This window comes from Alphaproteobacteria bacterium (assembly GCA_017302575.1).
Lineage (GTDB): Bacteria > Pseudomonadota > Alphaproteobacteria > Rickettsiales > UBA3002 > JAFLDD01.
This window is the reverse complement of sequence record JAFLDD010000001.1, coordinates 757,847-782,743: the sequence shown is the minus strand read 5'-3', so window position 1 is coordinate 782,743 and position 24,897 is coordinate 757,847. Positions and strand designations below refer to the sequence as shown.

24 protein-coding genes are annotated in these 24,897 nt (G+C 51.7%); 11 read left to right on the top strand and 13 right to left on the bottom strand.

Annotated elements, in window-relative coordinates:
• The first annotated feature begins 14 nt into the window (after positions 1-14).
• A complete protein-coding gene (locus J0M34_04060; protein ID MBN8543421.1) occupies positions 15-740 on the top strand; it encodes an ABC transporter ATP-binding protein in 726 nt (241 codons plus the stop codon).
• Here the strand turns inward: J0M34_04060 and J0M34_04055 are convergent.
• Genes J0M34_04055 through J0M34_04045 form a run of 3 tightly spaced genes read right to left on the bottom strand, consistent with a single transcriptional unit; the run spans position 737 to position 4,555 of the window.
• Positions 737-1,885: a PilT/PilU family type 4a pilus ATPase gene (locus J0M34_04055; GenBank protein ID MBN8543420.1), complete on the bottom strand. Its 1,149-nt coding sequence runs from the start codon at positions 1,883-1,885 to the stop codon at positions 737-739. The genes J0M34_04060 and J0M34_04055 overlap by 4 nt on opposite strands.
• Positions 1,885-2,994 (bottom strand): type IV pilus twitching motility protein PilT, encoded by a 1,110-nt coding sequence (locus tag J0M34_04050; protein ID MBN8543419.1) that lies wholly within the window; start codon positions 2,992-2,994, stop codon positions 1,885-1,887. The genes J0M34_04055 and J0M34_04050 overlap by 1 nt, the downstream gene beginning before the upstream one ends.
• A gap of 34 nt (positions 2,995-3,028) precedes the next feature.
• Positions 3,029-4,555: a tetratricopeptide repeat protein gene (locus J0M34_04045; GenBank protein ID MBN8543418.1), complete on the bottom strand. Its 1,527-nt coding sequence runs from the start codon at positions 4,553-4,555 to the stop codon at positions 3,029-3,031.
• 160 nt (positions 4,556-4,715) lie between these two features.
• Between J0M34_04045 and J0M34_04040 the strand changes: the two genes are divergently transcribed.
• Positions 4,716-5,564 (top strand): M23 family metallopeptidase, encoded by an 849-nt coding sequence (locus J0M34_04040; protein MBN8543417.1) that lies wholly within the window; start codon positions 4,716-4,718, stop codon positions 5,562-5,564.
• Between the two features lie 9 nt (positions 5,565-5,573).
• On the top strand, positions 5,574-6,629 hold the full coding sequence (locus J0M34_04035) for a quinone-dependent dihydroorotate dehydrogenase (GenBank protein MBN8543416.1): 1,056 nt from the start codon (positions 5,574-5,576) through the stop codon (positions 6,627-6,629).
• Here J0M34_04035 and J0M34_04030 read toward each other — a convergent pair.
• Entirely contained in the window at positions 6,626-7,279 is a 654-nt protein-coding gene (locus J0M34_04030) for a dienelactone hydrolase family protein (GenBank protein MBN8543415.1), read from the bottom strand. The two genes, J0M34_04035 and J0M34_04030, sit on opposite strands and share 4 nt — an antisense overlap.
• Before the next feature lie 63 nt (positions 7,280-7,342).
• Here J0M34_04030 and polA point away from each other — a divergent pair, with 63 nt between their 5' ends.
• Positions 7,343-10,123 (top strand): DNA polymerase I, encoded by a 2,781-nt coding sequence (gene polA, locus J0M34_04025; protein MBN8543414.1) that lies wholly within the window; start codon positions 7,343-7,345, stop codon positions 10,121-10,123.
• A gap of 68 nt (positions 10,124-10,191) precedes the next feature.
• A complete protein-coding gene (locus J0M34_04020; protein ID MBN8543413.1) occupies positions 10,192-11,616 on the top strand; it encodes a nitronate monooxygenase in 1,425 nt (474 codons plus the stop codon).
• Between the two features lie 3 nt (positions 11,617-11,619).
• On the opposite strand, the gene J0M34_04015 is transcribed toward J0M34_04020, so the two are convergent.
• The gene (locus J0M34_04015; GenBank protein MBN8543412.1) at positions 11,620-12,117 is read right to left on the bottom strand and encodes a hypothetical protein; all 498 of its coding nucleotides are present in this window, start codon (positions 12,115-12,117) and stop codon (positions 11,620-11,622) included.
• Positions 12,118-12,155: 38 nt separating this feature from the next.
• Between J0M34_04015 and J0M34_04010 the strand changes: the two genes are divergently transcribed.
• The gene (locus J0M34_04010) at positions 12,156-13,136 is read left to right on the top strand and encodes a D-glycerate dehydrogenase (protein MBN8543411.1); all 981 of its coding nucleotides are present in this window, start codon (positions 12,156-12,158) and stop codon (positions 13,134-13,136) included.
• Here the strand turns inward: J0M34_04010 and J0M34_04005 are convergent.
• From J0M34_04005 to ubiE, 6 genes are read right to left on the bottom strand one after another with little or no spacing between them, the layout of a single operon-like run.
• On the bottom strand, positions 13,133-13,867 hold the full coding sequence (locus J0M34_04005; GenBank protein ID MBN8543410.1) for a HesA/MoeB/ThiF family protein: 735 nt from the start codon (positions 13,865-13,867) through the stop codon (positions 13,133-13,135). The genes J0M34_04010 and J0M34_04005 overlap by 4 nt on opposite strands.
• A complete protein-coding gene (cysK, locus tag J0M34_04000; protein MBN8543409.1) occupies positions 13,867-14,838 on the bottom strand; it encodes a cysteine synthase A in 972 nt (323 codons plus the stop codon). Before cysK ends, J0M34_04005 begins: the two co-directional genes overlap by 1 nt.
• Before the next feature lie 2 nt (positions 14,839-14,840).
• On the bottom strand, positions 14,841-15,299 hold the full coding sequence (gene dut / locus J0M34_03995) for a dUTP diphosphatase (protein ID MBN8543408.1): 459 nt from the start codon (positions 15,297-15,299) through the stop codon (positions 14,841-14,843).
• The gene (gene coaBC / locus J0M34_03990; protein MBN8543407.1) at positions 15,296-16,519 is read right to left on the bottom strand and encodes a bifunctional phosphopantothenoylcysteine decarboxylase/phosphopantothenate--cysteine ligase CoaBC; all 1,224 of its coding nucleotides are present in this window, start codon (positions 16,517-16,519) and stop codon (positions 15,296-15,298) included. The genes dut and coaBC overlap by 4 nt, the downstream gene beginning before the upstream one ends.
• 51 nt (positions 16,520-16,570) lie before the next feature.
• Complete coding sequence (gene ubiB / locus J0M34_03985) at positions 16,571-17,980, bottom strand: 2-polyprenylphenol 6-hydroxylase (protein ID MBN8543406.1); 1,410 nt, start codon at positions 17,978-17,980, stop codon at positions 16,571-16,573.
• On the bottom strand, positions 17,980-18,720 hold the full coding sequence (gene ubiE / locus J0M34_03980) for a bifunctional demethylmenaquinone methyltransferase/2-methoxy-6-polyprenyl-1,4-benzoquinol methylase UbiE (protein ID MBN8543405.1): 741 nt from the start codon (positions 18,718-18,720) through the stop codon (positions 17,980-17,982). Before ubiE ends, ubiB begins: the two co-directional genes overlap by 1 nt.
• Before the next feature lie 54 nt (positions 18,721-18,774).
• Here ubiE and mutM point away from each other — a divergent pair, with 54 nt between their 5' ends.
• From mutM to dnaA, 4 genes are all read left to right on the top strand, one after another.
• Entirely contained in the window at positions 18,775-19,632 is an 858-nt protein-coding gene (mutM, locus tag J0M34_03975; protein ID MBN8543404.1) for a bifunctional DNA-formamidopyrimidine glycosylase/DNA-(apurinic or apyrimidinic site) lyase, read from the top strand.
• A gap of 126 nt (positions 19,633-19,758) precedes the next feature.
• Positions 19,759-20,031 (top strand): 30S ribosomal protein S20, encoded by a 273-nt coding sequence (rpsT, locus tag J0M34_03970; protein ID MBN8543403.1) that lies wholly within the window; start codon positions 19,759-19,761, stop codon positions 20,029-20,031.
• A gap of 118 nt (positions 20,032-20,149) precedes the next feature.
• Positions 20,150-20,596, top strand: coding sequence for a rhodanese-like domain-containing protein (locus tag J0M34_03965; protein ID MBN8543402.1), 447 nt, complete (start codon positions 20,150-20,152; stop codon positions 20,594-20,596).
• Between the two features lie 15 nt (positions 20,597-20,611).
• Positions 20,612-22,030 carry a chromosomal replication initiator protein DnaA gene (gene dnaA, locus J0M34_03960; protein ID MBN8543401.1) on the top strand — a complete coding sequence of 473 codons (1,419 nt, stop codon included), beginning with the start codon at positions 20,612-20,614 and terminating at the stop codon, positions 22,028-22,030.
• Between the two features lie 64 nt (positions 22,031-22,094).
• Here dnaA and J0M34_03955 read toward each other — a convergent pair whose 3' ends face one another.
• On the bottom strand, positions 22,095-22,670 hold the full coding sequence (locus J0M34_03955; protein MBN8543400.1) for a hypothetical protein: 576 nt from the start codon (positions 22,668-22,670) through the stop codon (positions 22,095-22,097).
• Positions 22,671-22,672: 2 nt separating this feature from the next.
• On the bottom strand, positions 22,673-23,563 hold the full coding sequence (gene rfbA / locus J0M34_03950; protein ID MBN8543399.1) for a glucose-1-phosphate thymidylyltransferase RfbA: 891 nt from the start codon (positions 23,561-23,563) through the stop codon (positions 22,673-22,675).
• Positions 23,564-23,716: 153 nt separating this feature from the next.
• Here rfbA and J0M34_03945 point away from each other — a divergent pair, with 153 nt between their 5' ends.
• Complete coding sequence (locus J0M34_03945; GenBank protein MBN8543398.1) at positions 23,717-24,832, top strand: DNA polymerase III subunit beta; 1,116 nt, start codon at positions 23,717-23,719, stop codon at positions 24,830-24,832.
• The last annotated feature ends 65 nt before the right edge of the window (positions 24,833-24,897 follow it).

Genomic DNA, 24,897 nt, shown 5'->3' with positions numbered 1-24,897 from the left:
AATGAAGTAGCCCTATGTCACCACTTGAAATATCAGCAATCTCCAAATCTTATGGCAAACATCAGGTCCTGAAGGATGTTTCATTTTCACTACGTGAAGGTGAAATCTTCGGGCTGATAGGCCTTAACGGTATTGGTAAGACAACCTTAATTAAAATCATTCTTGATCTAAGTAATGCGGATAGCGGGCAGGCCAGCATTTTAGGTAAGCCTAGTACGTCCGTAGAAGCGCGACGTAATATCTCCTATTTACCCGAAAAGTTCACGCCTTCGCGGTACTTATTGGGGCGCGAGTATTTGGCGCTTTCACTATCATATTATGGTAAAACATTGGATATCGCCGCCGCCCGCCACATGGCGGAAGCATTAGATCTCAACCCAGATGTACTGGACCGCAAGGTGGGCTCCTACTCCAAAGGGATGGGGCAGAAGTTGGGTCTCGTTGGCGCGTTTATGGTGGACCAGCCATTCCTTATCCTCGACGAACCAATGAGTGGTCTCGACCCAAGATCACGCATCAAATTGAAGGACGTGATGCTGGAGCAGAAGAAGCGCGGCAAAACGATATTCTTTAGCTCGCATATTCTGGCGGACATTGACGAGATTTGTGATCGTATTGGCATCATTCACGATACCGCTCTACGCTATATCGGCACGGCGAAGGACTTCAAGCCAACCTATCAGGAACAATCACTCGAGCGTGCATTCCTCAAGGCGATTGATGTGCCAAAAGCGGCTTAGAATTCACTTTTCTTTGGAGGCTCAGGGCGCGCCACTTGACGCACCGATATCGCTTCTCTGCCAACGCGGGTGAGCGATTCGTTCTGCTTAATCATCAGGCGCAGGTTGGCAGGGTTGTCGGCCTCTGCAATGGCTACGTCCTGAGTAATCGTGCCACTACGGAAAAGCTGATAAAGCGATTGGTCAAATGTTACCATGCCTTCTTCGCCACCTTTTTCGATCATATCTTTGATCTGGCGAATCTTGCCTTCTTCAATCAGTTGTTTGATAAGACCGTTATTCAACATGACTTCAACGGCAAGACTGCGGCTACCAATCGTATTCGTAACTAGTCGCTGCGAAAGAATCGCTTTAAGGTTCAATGAAAGATTCAAGCGGATTTGGTGATGGCTTTCCTCAGGGAAAAAGTTGAGGGCGCGCTCAATAGTCTGGTTCGAGTTGCTAGCGTGAAGGGTCGCGATGCACAAATGGCCAGTCTCAGCAAAATAGAGAGCTTGTTCCATTACCTCGCGATCACGTATCTCACCAATAACCACCACGTCAGGGCGCTGGCGAAGCGCGTTCTTTAACGCGAGAGAGAATGAGTAGGTATCAATACCCACGTCACGTTGGCTGACAATACAGTTTTGGTGTGCGTGTACATACTCGATAGGGTCTTCAACAGTAATAATGTGCCCATCGCCATGCTGATTACGATACCCGACCATGGAAGCAAGAGAGGTGGTTTTACCTGAGCCCGTCGGACCCACCACCAAAATCAACCCGCGCTTTTGCATTACGAGATCGCTGTAAATCTTGGGCAAGCCCAAGGATTCAGCAGTCGGAATATTGGTTTGGATGCGGCGGATGGTAATCGCAATATGCTGTTGCTGCTTATACAGATTGATACGAAAACGTGCGCGTGCATTCCACGAGATAGCGGTGTTCAGTTCTAGGGTGCTCTCGAACTCATCAATCTGATTGTCCTGAATGAGCTGGCGCATGTAGCGATCTAAATCCGCATCATTGAGTGGCGTATCGCTACGTTTCTCAATGCGATCCGTAACGCGCAGGGAAGGTGGACAGTCAAACGTGAGGTATAAGTCCGACGCTTGGCGCGCAACCATCGCCTCTAGATACGTATCAATATGTTCGGCATTGGTCATTAAAAGGCGCTCTCACGACGTACATTGGCAGCCTTGGCACCACCTGAAGCGGGTGCTTCCTTCTTCTCGGCATCCTCATCGCTACCGCTTGCAATTGCTTCACGCAGCGTTTCTTCACTAATCACCCCATCATTATAAAGGCGATTCAGTGTATCACGCATCGTCGTCATGCCGATTTTGGAGCCCATCTGAATCATGGAGTTGATCTGTGGGATCTTACCCTCGCGAATCAAGTTACGAATAGCTGGCGTACCCAACAAAATTTCATGAGCAGCAACGCGACCTGAACCATCCGCGCGCTTAAGAAGCGTCTGCGCAATAATGGCTTCAAGCGATACAGATAGCATCGCGCGGATCATGTCTTTATCGTTAGCAGGGAACACGTCGATGATACGGTCAATCGTTTTAGGTGCAGAGCTTGTATGTAGCGTTGCCATCACCAAGTGGCCAGTTTCTGCAGCCGTCATGGCAAGCTGAATCGTTTCTAAATCGCGCAACTCGCCCACCAGAATCACATCAGGGTCTTCACGCAAGGCAGACTTCAGTGCGCGCGCAAATGATTTGGTTGTCGCGCCTACTTCACGCTGGTTGATGAGCGATTTTTTCGAGTGATGCACGAACTCGACGGGGTCTTCGACCGTCAGGATGTGCTTGCTGAAATTGGTGTTAATGTAATTTACCATTGCGGCAAGGGTCGTTGACTTACCCGAACCTGTTGGGCCAGTGACGAGAATGATGCCTTTATGCAAGTGGCACAGGCGGCGTAGCACTTCAGGTGCCTTCAAATCATCAAGCGACAATATCTTGGTAGGAATGGTACGAAATACCGCCGAAGGGCCATTAATCTGATTAAAGGCGTTCACGCGGAAGCGCATGTCCGTTCCGAATGAAATAGAGAAGTCCAACTCCAGCTCACGCTCATAGTCGCTACGCTGGTTTTCGGTCATGATTGAGTAAAGCAGTTGCTTCACCTGTCCCGCTTCAAGCGGCGGCATTTCAACTGGCAGCATATCGCCATTAATACGCATAATAGGCGGGTTGCCTGTCGATAAATGCAGGTCAGAGCCCTTATTCTTGGTGGTGGCAACGAGAAGGTCGGTGATTTCCATGTTGGGACTCTAGTTCAGTTGCGTAAACAAAACGTTAACTTCCGCGCGTATCAATTGATGCGGTGTTGATATAGGTCAGACGTTTTTGAATATCCTCAAGTGGAGCAGGGATAGATTCACCGCGCAGGGCCGCATCCACCAACAAGCCGTAAAGTGCCGAAGCATCAGCATAACGACCTTGCTTATCCATCATGATAGCGAGGTTATATTTATACACCAGATTCTCAGGTGACATGCGAATCGCTTTAATCATGGATTCGCGCGCCATATCGTGTTGGCCTAGCTTCTCAAGCAAGATAGCCATTTGCGCATAAATAGGGCTGAATTCTGGGTTGCGTGACGCAAGCTTCTGCAACTCGAACAACGCTTCTTCAGGCGCCTCGTCACTTACTAATACGAGGAAGTTATTCAAGCCTTCACGGTGATTGGGGTTCACGCGAAGCAGTGCGCCATATAGTGGGCGCGCCTTCGCCAACTCACCTGCGCGGTGATAAGTTGCCGCTAAACCAAAAAGCGCATCCTGATTGCGTGGCTCTGCCGCGATGATGTTCTGGTAGATATTCACTGCCATTTCACTGTCGCCGCCAATGAGCGCTTCATATGCTCTATTGAGCTCGATATTGGAATCAAACCCTTCGCGCTGCATGCTGATTTTGAGACCCGCTTGCTCGTACTCAACTTGCTTTTGAAGCGTTGGGATAAGGCTTGAGACTTCAGGGCTAACACGGCTAAGCGTAGTGCGCGTTGGCGCAGCAGGAGGAGGTGCGGTATTTACATGGCTCGGAATACGGCCAAGAATTTCTTTGGTTTCGCTCGACAAGCTAGCACTTTGCATCCCCGAAGCCATCGGTACGGGTGCGGCGCTACCAATGACTGGCGGCGGTGGCGCAATGGAAACCGAGCTGTTCATATTCTTGCCCGTGGAGCTGCGCATGTCGGGATCGATAATATCCACTGGCGCACCTTCACTTGGCGCAGCAGCCGATGCAGCAGGAGCAGTTGGCGTAGCTAATGCAGTTGCCATTGGCGCCATGTCAGGCAGTGGCGGTGGCGGAGCAATATAGCCAGCCATTTGCATTTCTTGCGGCGCACTCTCAGCCTGTGGCTGCGCGTCCATCATCTGATTCGCTTTAGCCTTAACCTCGTCCGAAACTGGGGGCAGGCTTGGCGCTGGCGCAATCGACGTTGCGGCCACTTCCATTTCTTGTTCCATCGTCGCGCTAGAAGGTAATGGCGCAATGCTTGGCGCTGGTTCAGCGGATACAGCCTCAACTGGCGCAGAGGCGCGTGTTGGGTAAAGCGGTTTGGGCGCTGCCACCTTATCGACGGTAGGAATAAAACCAGCACGGCTTGTGGTCGCCGCATTCCGGTTGACCATCATCATCGGCGCAGGTGCCGTGCGACCGCGTGGTAAATATTGGGTGCTGATCGCGGCAGTCTCGTCTTTGCCAGCATCGGGGTCAAAGCCAGCCATTGCATCAGGCGCTGCGACAAGCAGGCAGCACATGGTGGTGCAAAGCAGTTGATGACGTCTTGAACCTAGTAAACGATGAATCAGCATATATCCCGAGAAACGTGACGCGTTAGCAACGACACTAACCAAAACCAGCCCCGCACGAGAGTATAAACGCAAGATATGGTGGTAAAACGCATTATTGAATGACCGTATGTGGTGTAGATGTAACAAAAACTTGGCATAAGCCTTGCAAACACACGGTAGTATGAAGACAAAACCTATCGTATTCGCGCTTCTTGCGCTTTTGGTTGCTCAGCCTACGCTGGCCGATAGCAAAATTATTGCAGGCAAAAAATTCATGGCATTGGCACCAGCGCGCATGGGTGTGCCATCCACACCTATCCGTCAGACACAAGTGCAGCGCTCCGACATGAAAGCGATGCGTTCAGGCTTCATGCGTCTTGATCGTGATTTGGTGATTCGTGCAGCGCGGCGTCCGAATGTCGTGCGTGCAACAGAATCTGCGCCAGCACAGGTGGCGATGTTACAAGCGGATGGTGCGCCCGTTGTAACGCGCGGTAACGCCGTGACGGATTTGTTTGGTGATAATGGCGGCAGCGATTCACCTGTATTTGGCGAAACCATGCGCAACACCAACACGGCAAGTCGTAGCGGCCATATTTGGCCTATTGCTAGCAACGTGAACCAGAAAATCAGCTCTGGCTATGGTATGCGCAAGGACCCCTTCCATGGGAAAATGCGTTTCCACGGCGGCATTGATATCGCCGCAGCAACGGGCACGCCGATTCTGGCTAGCGCCGCAGGAACCGTGAAGGAAGTGGCCACAGGCCGTGGTCTGGGGCAGCACATCACTATTGCACATAACGATGGTAGCGAAAGCACCTATGGCCACTTGAGTGCGCAATCAGTGCGCGTTGGCCAGCGTGTCGCACAAGGACAGGCCATTGGTAAACTGGGCTCAACGGGTCGCTCAACAGGGCCGCACCTCGATTATCGTATCAAGAAGAATGGCCAGCGCATTGACCCTATGATGGTGCTGAATGCTCCACAGGGAACCGCGACGAAGGTTGCGCAAGTCGTTCGTGTGCGCTAGCACGCACATATGAGCCTCTATTCCCTCATTCGCCCAGTCGTTTTTTCGCTTCCTCCCGAACAAGCACATCGTGCAGCGATACGTGCACTGAAAATAGGTGCCGTTCCAGCCTGCACAGTGAGCGATGCGCGACTGAACACTGAAATTGCCGGCTTGAATCTTCCCAACCCTGTTGGGCTTGCTGCTGGGTTCGATAAGAATGCTGAAGTCTACAGTGCGGCACTTAAATCAGGTTTTGGGTTTGCTGAAGTTGGCACCGTAACGCCGAAAGCGCAGGCGGGAAATCCCGCGCCGCGCATCTTTCGTCTGGTAGAGCAAGAAGCCATCATTAACCGCCTCGGTTTCAATAATGAAGGCATGGAAGCTGCCGCGTGGAATTTACGGCATCGCAAGCAGGGTGGCGTGGTTGGTGGCAATATCGGCAAAAACAAAGACACAGAAGATGCGGCGAGTGATTATGCTGCCGCTATGCGCACACTCTATGCGCTGGTTGATTATATCACGGTGAATATCTCGTCACCTAACACGCCTGGCCTGCGTAACCTTCAAGGGGCGGAGGCATTGCAACCGCTCGTCCGTGCGGTGCACGACGTACGTGCCGACTTGGTAAAAGCGGGCTTGGCGCGCAAGCCTATCTTTGTAAAGATAGCACCCGATAATAATGCTGCGGCTCTTAAAGATATTGCTGATGTTGCCCTCACATTAAAAATCGATGGACTGATTGTCAGCAATACCACCATCACACGTGACGGTGTGGAGATGAGCACATATGCAAACGAGCAGGGCGGGCTAAGCGGCAAACCGCTTTTCCAAAAATCAACGCAAGTGTTGAAGCATATGTACCAACTCACCGAAGGGCGCATTCCGCTTATTGGTGTGGGTGGCATTTCAAGTGCTGAGGATGCTTATGCAAAAATCAAAGCGGGCGCGACAGCCGTGCAGCTATACACGGCGCTTATTTATAAAGGCTTCGGCTTGGTAAACGACATTAATCGCGGATTGGTGAAATTGCTGGAGCGTGATGGACTAAAATCGATCCACGATGCTATCGGGCGCGACGCTTAAATCCCGAAACACTTCTTCAAGAAATTCACGGCAATATCAAGACCTTCAGGGTCAATGCTATGCGGAAGGTACGGGCGCGCGTGCGACTCGACTTCGACATGCTCAGTGGCCAGCGCATAGGTAGCGTGTTGCATAGCGGCGAACGGTACCACCATATCTTCTTCACCATGGATTAAACACACGGGTGGCTTGCTGCGTATTTCATCGTGCAAAAGATCCGCGCCAATCATCGCGCCTGAGAATCCAACAATTCCTGCAAGGGGTTTAGAACGCCGTGGCCCAACATAAAGCGAGGTCATCGTTCCTTGCGAGAAGCCCAATAACGCTATGTCTGCGTCACGCAATTTAAATCGGTCGCGCTGTGCATCGATAAACTGGTTCACAATCGGCGCAACCGTCCGAACACCTTTCAGCATCGCGCCTAAGCTGCGATCTTGCAGCGAGAACCATTGGTGACCATATGGCGCCATATCGCACGGGAAGGGCGCATTGGGCGAAATGAAATGCGTGTCGGGCAGCGCTTCCTTCATCAGTGGCGCAAGGCCAATAAGGTCATTGCCATCAGAACCCAGACCATGCAGCAATATCACCAAGCGCTTTACCGTTCCGCTTGTGGGTGCAAGGTCAGGCCCTTGTAGATGAATTGTCATAATCACTTCCCATATCAATCTTCAAGGCTATGGTGTAGCGCGAATTCCCCAAGGTGCAAGTAAATGTCAGATAGCGCGCGTTTAGTATTGGTCGACGGCTCGGGATATATCTTCCGTGCCTATCACGCTTTGCCGCCGCTCACGCGTAAAGACGGTACGCCCGTTGGCGCAGTCTATGGCTTCACCAATATGATGATTAAGCTTCGTGAGAGCTATGCGGACGACCATTTAGTCGTGATTTTTGACGCATCGCGTATTTCATTCCGCCAAACGATTTACCCAGAATATAAAGCGCACCGCCCACCTGCGCCCGAAGATTTGGTGCCACAATTTGCATTGGTGCGCGAAGCCACGATCGCTTTGGGCATTCCCGCAATCGAATTGGCGGACTATGAAGCCGATGATTTGATAGCAAGCTATGCCGAAGCCGCGAAGAAGCAAGGCATGGAAACCCTTATCATCTCCTCCGACAAAGACTTGATGCAGCTCATCACCGACGGCGTTAAAATGCGCGACCCGATGAAGCAAAAAGACATCGGGCTGGATGTGGTGATGGAGAAATTCGGTGTCGCCCCCGAAAAAATGACCGAGGTGCAGGCGCTGATTGGTGACTCCGTCGATAACGTTCCGGGTGTTCCAGGCATTGGCCCAAAAACAGCAGCAGAGCTGATTAATCAATTCGGAACGCTTGAGAATCTCTTGGCGAATCTCGACCAGATCAAGCAACCCAAACGCCGTGAATCATTGCAAACCCATGCTGAAGCCGCGCGCATCTCGCGCCAATTGGTGGAGCTCAAAAAAGACGTTCCCTTGCCAGAGCCGATTGATGATTTGCACGCCAAGCCACTCGATTTAGATGTGCTGTTGGCATTCTTAACGGAACAGAATTTCACGACGCTCATTAAAAAATTTGGTGGTGACCCATCGGCGGTGCAATCCACCACCGTTGCGACAGAACCTTATAAAACCAAAGCGATGCAGCCTGTTGTTGAAATAAAATACGAAACCATTCGTGATGCCGCCACTCTCAAAAAATGGGTGGATGAAGCTATCGCAGCAGGGCTCGTGGCGGTGGATACGGAAACCACATCCCTCAACGCCGCAAGTGCCGAATTGGTGGGTATATCGCTTGCCACGGCGGCGGGTAAAGCTGCTTACATTCCGCTTGCGCATGTGGAAGGCGAAGCCGCCAAAGCGCAAGACGATATGTTCAGTTCGGCACCCAAGCGCCGCTTGGTCGATGGGCAAATCCCGCGTGATGAAGCGTTGAAGATTTTAGAGCCGCTTTTTACGCATGCTGGCACACTCAAAGTTGGCCATAACCTCAAATATGATTTGGTGGTGCTCGATAAATATAAGGTGCGCATCGCGCCTGTGGGCGACACGATGTTAATGTCTTACGCCATTGGCGCGGGTCTGCACGCGCATAATCTCGACGAGTTGGCGCAAAATTATTGCGGCCATAAAATGATTTCCTTCGACGAAGTGACGGGCACAGGCAAAGCCCGCAAAACATTCGATGAAGTCGATATCGATAGCGCCACGAAATACGCCGCCGAAGATGCAGATTTTACGCTGCGCCTCTATCATGCGCTACTACCGCAACTCGTCGAGAAGCAGGTGATGGGCGTCTATGAAACCATCGACCGCCCATTGATTCCAATCATCACGGCGATGGAAGCAACGGGCATCACGATTGATAAAAACAAGCTGAATGAACTTTCACGCTACCTCGCCGAGCATATGGCAACGCTGGATGAAGATGTACAAAAACTCGCGGGTATGCCGTTCTCGATTGGCTCGCCAAAGCAACTGGGTGAAGTGCTATTCGATAAGTTGCAGCTCGAAGGTGGCAAGAAATCCGCCAAGTCGGGTGCTTATACCACGGATGCGGAAACGCTGGAAATTCTCGCAGCCGATGGTCACGAGATTGCGCAAAAAGTGCTCGACTGGCGGCATATGAGCAAATTGAAAAGTACCTATACCGACGCATTGCCCGAAGCAATTAATGCGCGCACGGGCAGGGTGCACACCAGCTATGGGCTTGCCTCGACCACAACAGGTCGCTTGTCATCCACCGACCCGAATTTGCAAAACATTCCCATTCGTACAGAGCTTGGCCGTCAAATTCGCGATGCGTTTATTGCCGCGCCAAACCATTCGCTTATCTCTGCCGACTATTCGCAAATCGAATTGCGCTTGCTGGCGCATGTGGCGAATATCGACGTGCTAAAGGAAGCCTTCATTAAGAATATCGATATTCACGCGGTCACCGCGAGCCAGATGTTCGGCGTGAAGGTGGAAGAGGTAACGGGCGACCTGCGCCGCAGCGCCAAGACCATCAACTTCGGTATCATTTACGGCATCAGCGCGCATGGCTTGGCAGCGCGTTTGGGTATTTCACGCACCGAGGCGGGCGAATATATCGACAAATACTTCAAACAATATCCAGGCATTCGCGAATATATGGACACGACCATCGCTTTTGCCCGCACGCATGGCTACGTACAAACGCTCGATGGGCGCAAAGTGCATGTGAAGGGCATTAACGATAAGAACCCGAATATGCGCAACTTCTCGGAGCGTGCCGCCATCAATGCGCCACTTCAGGGCACGGCGGCAGATATCATCAAGCGTGCTATGGTGGGTGTGTATGAATTATGTGCGCAATCACAGGCCAAATTACTCCTACAAGTGCATGACGAACTGGTCATTGAGGCGCCCGCAAATACGGCGGAATCCCTAGCCAACGAGGTGAAGAGGACAATGGAGCGCGCAGCGAACCTCTCCGTACCGCTCACGGTTGAGATGGGCACAGGTCAAAACTGGGGAAAAATCCATTAGACAGGGGGGGTTCTACCCCCTATATTCCGCCCCCTAATATTACCAATTATAACAATGTAGGCCTAATAATGACCGCCGTTGCTACTGCTGAATTCTCGCGTAAACTCAAGCCTGTACTGGTTTCTGGCAAAGAAGTGCTCCCTATTATTGAGGGTGGAAAAGGGGTTGGTGCGTCCAATGGCCGTTCGGCAGGCGCATTTGCTGCGGCAGGCGCGGTCGGTACGATTTCGGCGGTGAACCAGCTCGAATATGATGCGGAGGGTAAGGTCATTCCGCTCGTATATAAAGGCACCACTCGCCGTGAGCGCCATGAAGAGCTCGTCGAAAACGGGATTCGCTCAGGTATTCAACACGCGAAAATGGCCTATGAAATGTCGGGCGGCCAAGGTCGCATCCACATTAACGTGCTGTGGGAAATGGGCGGTTGTGAGCGCGTCATGGAAGGCGTGCTGGAAGGCGCTAAGGGACTTATTAATGGCGTGACATGTGGTGCGGGTATGCCATACCGCCTAAGCGACATTGCCGAGAAATATAATGTTCACTACCACCCCATCATTTCGTCGATGCGTGCGTTCCGCGCCTTGTGGAAGCGTGCCTATTCTAAAAGTGCTAATCTGCTAGGCAGTGTTGTGTATGAAGATCCATGGTTGGCAGGTGGCCATAATGGTTTGAGCAACAGCGAAGATCCACAAAAGCCAGAGGATCCATACCCACGTGTTGCCGAGTTGCGCAAATTCATGAACGAAGTGGGCTTGAACCATGTGCCTATCATTATGGCGGGTGGTGCATGGCACTTGAAAGACTGGGAACATTGGCTCGACAACCCCGAGATTGGCCCTGTCGCATTCCAATTTGGTACGCGCCCGTTGCTCACTAAAGAAAGCCCGATTCCTGATGCATGGAAATCACGTCTTACGACGCTCAATGAAGGCGATGTGTTCCTCAACAAATTCAGCCCAACGGGTTTCTACTCATCGGCAGTGAATAATGATTTCATCAAAGAACTGCGTGGCCGCGAGGAGCGCCAAGTACCATTCGCTACTGAGCCAACAGGCTACATGACAGAGCCTTTCCCATTTGGCCCACGTAAACGCCCGCACTACATGACACCAGAAGATTTCGAAAAGGCGAATCGTTGGGTAGCGCAAGGATTCAGCGACCCAATGAAAACACCAGACGAAACCCTGATGTTTGTCGCTCCCGAAAAAGCAAAGGAAATTCACCAAGACCAAGTGGATTGCATGGGCTGTCTGACACATTGTCGCTTCAGCAACTGGAAAGACCATGACGATTACACCACTGGTAAAAAAGCTGATCCGCGCAGCTTCTGCATCCAAAAGACGCTGCAAGAAATCGTGCGTGGTGGTGACATCGAGAACAACCTGATGTTCTCAGGCCATAACGCTTACAAGTTCAAGCAAGACCCATTCTATTCCAATGGTTTTGTGCCAACGGTGAAAGAACTCGTCGAACGCATCATGACGGGCTACTAAGCGCTATTCCTCAAACGTCTCTTCGCGCGTAACGCCCCAGATATCGGCTTTGCGAATCCAACCCTCGTGACCTTCAATATTAAGTTGGCACCAGTCGGGATTGCAGGCCTGTAGCTTGCCAACCACGAGCGGGTCAGCACGCATAACGGTCGGCGATGTAGCATCAGGTTTCGCATAGAGGTTCTGCTGCTTGTCAATGATGAGTGCGGTGCGCGCACCGTCCAGCAAGCCTTTATGAACCCATCCACTTGATCCCTCGAAATCCTTGATACGTCGCCAATGCGCGAATTCTTCGATAATCTGCACGGGCATGCTGGCGCGGCGGTAGACCCACGTAATCGGGTAGCGCTTGCCAGGGCCAACGCGCATATTCACTTCATCGGATTTCAGCGCAACATAGCGTGGAATCGGCAGGCCTGAAGGGTTCAAAATGGAAACGTCTTCTGCCTGCGCTGTTGCAGCGCACAGTAAGATAGCGGCGAAAACATTGCGTTTCTTCATAAGCCCCCTTATATCGCAAGTCATAAGGAAGTCAAAACATGGCAAGCCGCATCTTCGTTACGCATCAATTGCCCGAGCCCATCGAGAAACGAATGGCTGAGCTATTCGGCCATGTGCCGCGCCAGTCGGATTCCGCACTCGATAGCGCAGGCATTATTCTGCGTGCAAAGGGCGCGAACGTATTAGTGCCAACACTTTCAGATGCCATCACCAAAGACGTGATTGACGCACTCTCGCCGAATCTCAAGCTTATCGCCAACTTCGGTGCGGGGGTTGATCATATCGATGTGTCATATGCAAAAAAGCGAGGCATCATCGTGACTAACACGCCTAGCGTACTGACCGAAGATACCGCCGACATCGCCATGACCTTGATTCTCGGCGTGCCGCGCCGCTTGTCGGAGGCCGCGCAAGCGATTCGCCTCCAGCAATGGCAAGGTTGGAGCCCGCTTTACATGCTCGGCCATCGGGTGAACGGCAAAAAGCTGGGTATCGTTGGTTTGGGGCGCATTGGCCAAGCCGTTGCCAAGCGTGCCAAGGGCTTTGGTATAGAAATTCATTACCATCAACGCGTCCGCTTGCATGCGTCAGTGGAAAAAGAACTGGGTGCAACCTACCATGCAACGCTCGACGCGATGCTGAAGGAAGTCGATATTGTATCACTGCACTGCCCACACACGAAAGACACGCACCACTTGATGAACGCAGCGCGCTTTAAGAAAATGAAACCAAGCGCCTATATCATCAACACGGCACGCGGCGCGCTGATTGACGAAACCGCCATGATAGACGCATTGAAAGATGGCGTGATCGCAGGGGCAGGGCTTGATGTATATGAGCACGCGCCTGATGTGCCGCATGCCTTACGCAATCAGCCCAATGTTATTTTGCTGCCGCATATCAGCTCGGCGACGATTGAATCGCGTCTCGAAATGGGTGAGCGCGTGATTATCAATATCCGCTCGTTCCTCGATGGGCATAATCCGCCCGACAAAGTGCTGGTCGAAGAAGCGATTTAGCCGCATACCTTGCAGCCAACATCTTTCTGAATCGCCACAATGCGTTGCTGATGCGACGTTCCATCAAACACGGCAATAGAACCAACAAGGGCGGGGGAGCCAAGAATCATTCGTACCACTTCAAGCGCTTGCGCTGAACCAATCATGCCAGCAAGTGGCCCAACAACGCCTGATTCTTTGCAGGTGTTTGCTTCTGGCGCATCGGGGTGCAGGAAGCACGCATAACATGCAGAACGATTAGCAACACTCATCACCTGCCCATTAAATCCTGAAATAGCAGCGCTTACTAACGGCTTGCCGAGTTTGACGCAGGCAGCGTTTACTACAAATCGTGTTTTGAAATTATCGCACCCATCGGCAATCACATCATACTGCGCAATGATGCGCTCTGCATTCTCTGCTGTAAGCGGTTCTGGAAAAATCGTCACCTGCACATCAGGATTTAGTTCGCTGACGCGGTCAGCGGCGCTTTCCACTTTCAGTCGGCCAATATCGCCCGTTTCGTGAATGACCTGACGTGCGAGATTTGACAATTCAACACGGTCACCATCGATAATGCCTAAATGGCCAATACCTGCCGCCGCGAGATAGGGAATCAATGCCGAGCCAAGTCCGCCTGCGCCAATCACCAATACACGCGCACGCAGCAAGGCCTCCTGACCTGCTTCACCAAATTCTGGCAGCATGATTTGCCGCGCATAGCGGCGTTGCTGCTCCAGCGTTAGCGCCATTATGCTTCCGCGAACAGGCTGGTGGAAATGTAGCGTTCTGCAGCAGAAGCAACAATCACCACAATCATCTTTCCCTTCATGTCGGGGCGTGCCGCTACCTTCAATGCAGCAGCAACCGTTGCACCCGACGAAATGCCTGCGGGAATTCCTTCCAGCAGTGAAAGTTGGCGTGAGGTAGCAAACGCCTCGTCACTCGTCACGGTGACCACTTCGTCGATCAATTCGCGCTTCAAGTTATTGGGAATAAAACCCGCACCAATACCTTGAATTTTATGTGGGCCAGGGTTGCCACCCGAAATAACAGGGCTTTCCTCTGGCTCAACGGCGATGATTTTGATGTTAGGGTTTTTCTCTTTCAGCACAGTTCCTGTACCCGTAATCGTGCCGCCCGTACCCACGCCCGTGATGAACACATCCACTTTGCCTTGCGTGTCATTCCAGATTTCATGACCCGTTGTGCGCACGTGAATCGCAGGGTTGGAAGGGTTGTTGAATTGCTGAAGCATGATGGCGTTCTTATTCGCGGCGACAATTTCTTCTGCCTTCTCAATCGCACCACGCATACCTTTAGCAGCAGGCGTGAGCTCCAACTCAGCGCCCAAGAATTTGAGCATCTTGCGACGTTCCATCGACATGCTTTCAGGCATCGTCAACACCAGCTTGTAGCCTTTTGCCGCACACACAAATGCAAGTGCAATCCCTGTATTGCCGGAAGTTGGCTCCACCAGCACTGAATCCTTGGTGATGACACCTGCCTCTTCGGCGGCTTCCACCATCGACAATGCAATGCGGTCTTTGACAGAGGAAAGTGGGTTGAAAAACTCCAGCTTTGCATACACGTCTGCCACTGCGCCCGCTTGCTCTGCAATACGGTGCAACTTAACGAGCGGCGTGTTGCCGAGCGTTTCTAAAATGGAGTCATACACGCGGCCACGGCCCGCCTTATCGAGATGATCAAGTGATTTACGCATGACTAACCTTTCGTGCCTGTTGAGCCGAATCCACCTGCACCACGGTCAGACGTTGGCAGTTCCAGTACTTCGCTCCATTGCGCGCGTGTGTAGGGTGCAATCACCATTTGCGCAATGCGCATGCCACGCTCAATCGTGAAGGCTTCTGTCGAAGTGTTGATCAGAATCACACCCACTTCGCCGCGATAATCTGCATCCACCGTGCCAGGCGCATTCACTATGCTAATGCCACTTTTAAGCGCAAGGCCAGAGCGAGGGCGCACCTGTGCTTCAAAGCCATCTGGCAACGCAATCGCGATACCAGTGGGCACGAGTTTGCGTTCATTTGGGTTTAGCGTAATAGGCGCATCGATTGCTGCCAACAAATCCATACCTGCGCTATGTTCGGTTGCGTAAGCGGGTAGGGCAAGATCCTTGCCGTGAGGAAGGCGCGTAACGGAAATAGAAACAGATTTACTCATGATGCGTTCTTTCGTTTTTTAGAAGTGGAGAGAGATTCGATAATTTCTTGTACCAGCTTTTCACCTACGGCGAGCTTACTCATTTTTGGCCACTTCGTTTCGCCTTTGGCTGTTACAAATAAAATGGTGTTTTCATCCGCGCCAAACACTTTGCCGCCTTCTACATCGTTGCCGAGCACGAAATCGCTGCCTTTGGCTTGCAGCTTCTTGCGCGCATAGTCTTTCACCGCATCCGTTTCAGCAGCAAAACCAATCACAAGGTCTGGGCGCATTTTGTGCTTGGCCACTTCCGCCAGAATATCGCGCGTGGGAATGAGTTCCAGCGTAAGCTTCGAGACAGCGCCGTGCTTTTTTATTTTATGCGGCGAAACATGGGTCATTCGCCAGTCGGCAACTGCTGCCGCACCCACAAAAATATCTGCAGGCAATGCGCGCATCACCGCATCATGCATTTCATCTGCGGTTTGCACAGCCACCAGTTTTACACCCGCAGGCGTAGGAATTTGCACGGGACCGCTAATCAGCGTAACTTCTGCGCCATGTGCTGCAAGTGCTGCGGCAACGGCGTGACCTTGTTTTCCAGAAGCGTGATTGCCAAGAAAACGTACAGGGTCAACGGGCTCATGCGTAGGGCCGCTTGTAACGATAGCTCTCTTACCTTTCAAAACACCGCTTCGTGCAGAGGAGTGTTCGGTAATGAAGCGCACAATCTCGGCAGGTTCAGCCATGCGGCCAACGCCATATTCACCACATGCCATCGCGCCTTCGGTAGGGTCGATGAAACGAATGCCGTCCGCTTTCAGTTGGGCGACGTTGCGTTGCGTCGCCGCGTGTGACCACATTTTGTGATTCATCGCTGGCGCAACGATAACGGGTTTATCGGTCGCAAGTAGAGCGGTTGTTGCTAAATCACTCGCTAACCCTGCGGCCATCTTTGCCAAAACATCGGCACTGGCGGGCGCAACCAACACTAATTCGGCAATACGAGACAGTTCAATATGTCCCATCGCCACTTCGTCCGTGAGCGAGAATAAATCATGATAGGTTTGTGTGCCCGTGAGCGATGACACGGCAAGCGGCGTAATAAACTCTGCGCCACCCTTACTTAAAATCGCATGCACTTCCACGCCGCGCTCTTTGAGCAGACGAATCAACTCAAGGCTTTTATACGCGGCAACCGAGCCGGTGATAATGAGCAGAATGGAACGAGGTAATGCCATACAGGGCTTATAGAGGGTAGCTGTGGCTCTCGCAACTATTGCGGCACGAAACTATGCGTTTTTTGCCTGTAATTCGCCCAAATAGGCACGTATTTCTCGTAATACGGTGGGTGATTCGCGCAAGACTTCCAGCGCCTCACGTGCGAAATCACGCAGTTTTGCACGCGGCGAGAAGTTCTCCTGAGCCCACTGGGTAATGAGCGGTTCCGCCAATTGCCACATATTCACATTTGGATTGAGACCACGGCCTACGCCCTCGGCGGTCATCATGGTTTTTTGCAATAAAATCAAATGTGGCTGGGTTTCCATTTCAAACATAGTGCCAATATCAATCAACTGGCCAAGCAAACGCCCCACCGAGATTTCATTGAGCGCTTTGCCCATCATGGGTTGGCCAACGCCACGGCATGCCTGCGCAAATAAATCAACCGACACATGCGGCGGTATCCACCCAGCATCATAGTGAACGCGTGCAACGCGCTGATAATCACCTTTCAGGAATCCGTAGAGAATCTCCGCGAGCACTAATTGGTTGGCATGGTCAATACGCCCCATGATGCCAAAATCAACAGGTGCTAGGCGACCATCTGGCAGCACGAACAAATTGCCTGGGTGCATATCGGCATGGAAAAATCCGTCGCGGAATACTTGGTTGAAGAAAGCAGTTGCCGCTTTCTCGGTAATTTTAGTGGTGTCGATACCTGCCGCTTCCATGCCCGCTTTGTCGCTGGCGTGGAATCCACGAATACGCTCGGTGGTGAGCACGCGCTTCGCGGTACGCACCCAATCGACCGCCACGACATAAAATTCTGGATCGTGCTTGGTATTTTCTTTCAGTTCTTCGGCGGCGGCGGCTTCAAATCGCAAATCCAATTCAACACGAATGGTTTCCTCAAAGGTTTTAACAACCTCAACAGGTTTTAAGCGTGGCATACGCTTGGCGATCTTTTTTGCAATCCAGTAAAGCAGCGCGATATCGCGTGCGAATGCCGCTTCGATATGTGGGCGTAGAACCTTCACCGCAACGTCTTTACCGTCTTTTGTGGTCGCAAAATGCACCTGCGCAATCGATGCGGCGGCGGTTGCATCATGCTCAAACCATGTGAAGAGATTCTCAATCGTGTCACCAAGCTCGGCCTCGATAATCTGCTTGGCGATAGCACCATCAAACGGTGGTAATTTATCTTGCAGCGACACCAAACCTTCCGCCAATTCAACGCCAATCAAATCACCGCGCGTGGAGAGTGCTTGGCCCGCCTTAATGAAACTTGGCCCCATCTGCTGAAGCGCATTGCCAAGTCGAACACCTTTATTGGCTTTTCTATTACGCTTGGTGATGAGCCAGAAAAATACACGGACAGGGAGAGGAAGTTTGATAACGTCACATACAAACGTCGCATCATGGCGTGCTAGGATATAGGCCAAACCAAGCAAACGAAGGCTGTATCTTACATCTTCCATTAGATTTTCCAGCCTTGGTGAATGGCCACAACGCCTAAAGATAAGTTATCAAATGTAACGCGTCCGAAGCCGCAAGATTCCATGAGTTTCACGAGCTCGCGCTGTTTGGGGAACATGCGAATCGACTCAACCAGATACTGGTAAGACGCACGGTCCTTCGCGACCAACTCGCCGATCTTGGGAATGATGTTGAAGGAATATTTCTCGTAGATCTTTGCAAGCAATGGCTCATTCACCTTGCTGAACTCAAGGCACAAGAACTGCCCGCCAATTTTGAGCACGCGATGCGCTTCTTTTAGTGCCTTGGGAATATCCGTAACGTTACGTAATCCAAACGCAATCGTATACACATCCACCGAGTTGTCGGGCAGGGGGAGTGACTCGGCATTACCACAAACCCAACGTAACTTAGCTGTTTCGCCTTTATCGAACTGGCGGTCTTGCCCTGCGCGCAGCATCTGTTCATTAATGTCACAAACATTTACAGCCGCACCTGTCTTCTTATAAAGCCGCACCGCGATATCACCCGTGCCACCCGCTACATCGAGCAATGTGCTATTCGCATCGGCATGTACTTTCGAAACGAATGTATCTTTCCACAAGCGGTGCATGCCCGCGCTCATCAGATCATTCATGATGTCGTAATTGCTTGCGACCGAACTAAATACACCTCTTACGCGCGTCACCTTCTCTGATGCGTCGATGGTCTCGTAGCCGAAATGCGTTTGCGAATTGTTCATGCGTTACCTATGTTCATGGCGGCTGATACAAGTTTTTACAGAAGGAAGCAACCCATGCCCGAACTACCCGAAGTGGAAACCACCAAGCGGGGCTTGGAGCCGGTTATTCTAAATAAAACGATTAAGGCAGTAACGGTGAATCGCCGTGATTTGCGCACGCCGATTCCAAGAACATTCGAAAAAACCGTTTCAGGCCAGAAAATAACGGCGCTAAGGCGCCGCGCCAAATACATACTCATCGACCTTGCGAACGGTAAATCCATTCTCGTGCATTTGGGTATGTCGGGGTCTATGCGTATCGTAAAACCCAATAAATATAAGGCTCTCAAACACGACCATGTGATTTTCGAAATGCATGACCACGCAGTGGTCTTTCATGATCCACGCCGTTTTGGCATTATCGACGTGCTCACCACCGCCACTACCGAGAAGCACCCGCTATTTGCACATTTAGCGCCAGAGCCGCTTTCCAGCGATTTTAACGCAGCGTATTTGCAAGAAGCATTGGCGCGGCGCAATGGTCCTATCAAACCTGTCATCATGAATCAGGAAGTGGTCGTCGGCGTGGGAAATATCTATGCAAGTGAGAGCTTGTTTTTAGCAGGCATTCATCCACAAACCCCTGCAAAACACGTGGTTTCGCGCACTCCTCAATTAGTGAAAGCGATACAGAAAACACTCCGTGCAGCGATAGACTCAGGTGGCTCAACACTACGTGATTTCGTGCATTCGGATGGTGCAACTGGCTATTTCCAACATCGCTTCAATGTCTATGAACGCGAGGGTGAGCCTTGTGTTGCGTGTGGTCGTGAAATCATCCACATGGTGCAGGCGGGGCGGGCTAGCTACTTTTGTGCGACCTGTCAACCAAACAAAAATATAGCCAAAAAACCTAGGATTTCCAAGGCCTAGAGTCGTCAATCAAATTTTTTTAGAAACAGCACGTTTCTTGTGCTTGACGTGTGGATATCTCGTAAGTAGACATACCATCCTCTTTGGCAATACCGCCCGAGAGACATACAACAAAATGGGTAAACCATGGCACATCATAAGTCAGCCCAAAAACGTATCCGTCAGACGGAACGCCGCAATGCGGTTAACCGTTCACGCGTGACCCGTATCCGTACCTTCATCAAGAAGGTCGAAGCGGCGATTGCAACCGGAGACGCTAAGGGTGCACAAGAAGCGCTTCGGCAAGCGCAACCGGAAATCATGCGTGGCGTTAGCAAGGGCGTATTAAAGCTCGGCACGGCATCGCGCAAAGTTTCCCGTCTTGCCTCGCGCGTCAAGTCACTTCGCGCCGCGGCCTAGCCCTAACATTAGAATACCAACTCGTGTGTGTCGCTACCTACGTAAGGTGGCAAACCCTTTGCTATTGTCTGCTGGGTTCTCCAGTAGGCACCAACATGTAACTGAATAAGGATGCGTGATGAATCACGTGCGTGCCAATGTTGAGAAAGCGTCGTACTCTGGTGACGTAGCCCCTCAACAAGCTTGGCAGGCATTGGAGTCTGATTCTAAAGCGCAGCTAGTGGATGTTCGCACCCAGCCCGAATGGGTATTCGCGGGTGTACCAACACTAGATGCACTTGGTAAGAAGACACATTGCGTATCGTGGAAGCTCTATCCGACGATGGAGGTCAATACTGGTTTTATCAACCAGTTGAGCGCCGCCATATCGGATAAAACCGCCCCCTTGTACTTCCTGTGCAAGACGGGTGGGCGCTCGCTCGATGCGGCAATCGCTGCGACTGCTGCGGGCTATACACACTGTTACAATGTTGCAGGGGGATTTGAGGGTGAATCGAATGAACATCGCCAACGCGGTCAGGTAACTGGCTGGAAGGCAGCTAAGCTCCCCTGGGAGCAAGCGTAACGGAGTAATAAAAAAATGAATGAATCGATCGCATACTATCAAGGCAAGCCCGAACACCTCGCAAAATGGGAGCGCGTACGTGAGCGCTTACGTAACGCCTATGGTGAGGCAATTTTCAAAAGCTGGTTACAACCGCTCAAACTAGCGGATGTGAAGAATGGTCAGGTGATGGTGACTGTACCAACCCGCTTCATGCGTGAGTGGATACTTTCGCATTATGCCGATAATATCTTGCGCTTCTGGTGCCAAGAGGACCAGACGATTCACTCGGTGGATATTTTCGTGAAGGCGGAACCAGTCATGGTGAACCCTGTGCAGAATGCACCAAGCAACATCAATATCGAAGCAGCGATGCTCAACGCTGCTAACGAAGACAAGCCACTGAATCCAGATACAATCAGTGCGCCACTTGATCCTCGTTATACCTTCGACAACTTTGTCGTAGGCAAACCAAACGAGCTCGCGCATGCTGCGGCACGCCGCGTGTCGGAAAGCTCAAGCGTCACCCAAGGCGGTAACCCGCTCTTCTTATATGGTGGTGTTGGTCTTGGTAAAACGCACTTGATGCACGCCATCGCTTGGCACATCCGCCGTACCGATCCTGCGCGCAAAGTGGTCTATCTCTCGGCTGAGAAATTCATGTACCTCTTCATCCGCGCCCTGCGCACTAAAGAGACCATGACCTTCAAAGAATATTTCCGTTCGGTAGATGTCTTGATGGTCGATGATGTGCAGTTCATCGCTGGTAAAGAGTCAACGCAGGAAGAATTCTTCCACACCTTCAACGCGCTGATCGACCAGAACAAGCAGCTCATCATCTCGGCTGACCGCTCGCCAAACGAGTTGGAAGGCATGGAAGAGCGCATCCGTTCACGTCTCGGTTGGGGCTTGGTGGCAGACATTCACACCACCACCTATGAACTACGTCTGGGCATTCTCCAGTCGAAGGTCGAGAAAATGCCACATGTGCATGTTCCTGCCCGCGTACTGGAATTCTTGGCGCACAAGATCACCAGCAATGTGCGTGAACTGGAAGGTGCATTGAACCGCGTTGTGGCGCACACGACATTGGTAGGCACGCCTATCACGCTCGAAAGCACACAAGAGGTTCTCTACGATATTCTTCGTGCGAATGATCGTCGCATCACGATTGAAGACATTCAGAAGAAAGTCGCAGCGCATTACAATATCAAAATCAGCGACATGCACTCGGCGCGTCGTTCGGTGGCGATTGCTCGTCCACGTCAGGTGGCGATGTATTTAGCGAAAAAGCTCACCACCAAGTCGCTGCCAGAGATTGGCCGTAAATTCGGTGGCAAAGATCACACGACGGTCATGCACGCAGTGAAGCGCATCGACGAAATCTGCAAAGCCGATCAGGAGTTCGCAGATGATGTTGAATTGCTGATGCGTATGCTGCAGTCAGCCACGTAAGAATAACCTCCTAAGGGTTAACAACGGGAAGGGGCGGCGCACGCAAGAGCGCCGCCCCTTTTCGTTAGCGAGCAACCTGCCGATACACATAGACGGTTCGTTGTTGCTTCTCGTCCTCGATAATCATTGCAACTTTTTGAGTAGTCCAAGGCACGTCACGCAGTTCACGAATGGGCCGCGTGCGGACAACAATAATGTCACCCATGGCATTACGCGCTGCGGGGCTGTCTAAAAAATCCTGATAGGCGGAAACGACATCAGGCACGCGCGCTTCCATAAGCTCTGCCTGAGCACGTTCGTTTGAATCGAAGAGACATTTCAGCGCATCGCGGCGTTCTATAATTGCTTCTTTCAGCCATTCTTGAGCATCAAACGCATCTGCGCCGCTACGGTCAAGATAGGTGAAAAGTGACTTGGGGTTCACAGCATTGCACACCGTTAATACGCGTAATTTAGTGCCTGAAAGCTGTGCGGCGACATCGTCAGCGTAATCGAGATTATCGACGAAAATACTGGCCTCGGTAAGTTTGGCAGCGTTTACCCCATCAATATAGGCGGGCATCGGCGTGGCGAGGCGGGTGTATAGCAACCAGCCTACGACCAAAAGCCCCAGTAAAACGAATGCGTGGCGAAGTCGCATGCTTAAGCAGCAGCCCTAAGCTCTGCTTCTTCCTTGAGGATTGCTTCCGCATCGCTTTTATAAGTGGAAGACGGCATGTTCGCGACGATGGTTTCGAACTGCTCAAAGCTGATGAAGCCTTTGCGATACGCAATCTCTTCGAGGCAAGCCAGTTTCTGACCTTGGCGCTTTTCAACGATGCGCACAAAGTCACCTGATTCGAGCAATGAGTCGTGCGTACCTGCATCCAGCCACGCAAGACCGCGACCCCAGAATTTCACATTCAAACTGCCACGTTTAAGATACTCAGCATTCACGTCCGTAATTTCGAGTTCGCCGCGTCCTGAAGGTTTGAGGTTCTTAGCAATCTCAATCACGTCGTTGTTATAGACATAAAGCCCCGTCACCGCCCAGTTGGACTCAGGGTCTTTTGGCTTCTCGATAATCTTGGTGGCTTTGCCGTTTTTATCGACACTCACCACGCCAAAACGCTGCGGGTCGCGCACGCGGTAGGCGAAAATCGTGCCGCCGACATTATCGCTAATCGCGCTTTGCAAGCGCTGCTGAATTGCGTCACCATAGAAGATGTTATCGCCTAATATGAGCGTCACGGGTTCCTTGCCAATAAATTTCTCGCCAATCGTGAACGCTTGGGCAATGCCTTTCGGCTCTGCCTGCTCAGCATAGGTAATCTTCAAACCAAGGCGGGAACCATCGCCAAAGAGCTGTTTGAATTGCGGTAGGTCCTCGGGCGAGGAAATCATGAGATATTCACGAATGCCGCCGAGCATGAGCGTGGATAAGGGGTAATAGACCATTGGCTTGTCATAGACAGGCAATAGATGCTTATTGATGCAATTCGTAACGGGATAAAGGCGTGAGCCACGACCCCCTAAGAGAATAATACCCTTCATATGCAACCCCTTGTTCTGCGCTCTTTCTAATGCGCCATGACGCGGGAAGCAAAGCAATTGTGGATAAGTTTCAACTTTCCTTGCACGCCGTTTGGCCGCTCCTATATAACGAGCGCATCATCGCACTAACCTACTAAAATTCAGAGAAAAACTATGAAGCTAGTCATTGAACGCGCAGTACTCATGAAGGCACTTGCTCCCATCCAGTCTGTGGTGGAGCGTCGCGGGACTATTCCCATTCTTGCGAACGTAAAGCTCGAAGCGGCAAACGGTGAGCTGGCATTAACAGCAACCGACATGGAAATCGCGATTGTTGAGCGCGTCAAAGCCGAAGTGGGTGACAAAGGTGCGACCACTGTTCCTGCTCACATGTTCTGGGAAATCGTGCGCAAGCTTCCAGACGGCTCGAATGTTGAATTGAAATTGGGTGACTCAGGCAAGCTGACGATTAAAGCAGGCCAGTCGAAATTCTCGCTCGCTGCCCTGCCGGTGGACGACTTCCCCGTAATGGCCGAAGGTGACTTGGCGCATAGCTTCACCATTACGCCTGCCGAGTGCAAAGCGCTGCTCGAGAAAACCCGCTTCGCGATTTCGACCGAGGAAACGCGTTACTACCTCAACGGTATTTACCTGCATGCTGCGAACAACGCGGGTGCTGCGGTACTGCGTGCAGTGGCAACAGACGGCCACCGCTTGGCGCGTATGGAAGTGGCGCTGCCAGATGGTGCGGCGAAAATTCCAGGCGTTATCATTCCACGCAAAACCGTTGGCGAGCTCTACAAACTCGTTGAAGAAGGTGGCGACACGGTGGAAATTTCCATGTCGGAAACCAAAATCAAATTCGCAGTGGGTAATGCAGTGCTTGTCAGCAAACTGATTGACGGTACCTTCCCAGACTATGAGCGCGTTATCCCAACCGGTAACGACAAAATCATGGAAGTGGACGGTAAAATTTTCAGCGCGGCGGTTGACCGTGTTTCAGTAATTACCTCCGAGAAATCACGCGGCATCAAACTCGCGCTGAACCCAAGCAAACTGACGCTCACTGCAAGCGCAAGCGAGCAGGGCACTGCAACCGAAGAACTCGCCGTTTCCTATGGCGCAGACACGGTGGAGATTGGGTTTAACTCACGTTACCTGCTCGACATGATGCAGCAAATCGAGGGTGAAGTAGCGCAATTCGTATTCGCGGATTCTGCGTCACCAACGATCGTGCGTGACCCTGCGGATGTCGGCGCGCTTTACGTCATCATGCCAATGCGCGTGTGATTGAACGCATGAAGTTGGCGGATTGCGTCGTCATCTCCGTTCTCGAATGCTCACATACCGAAACG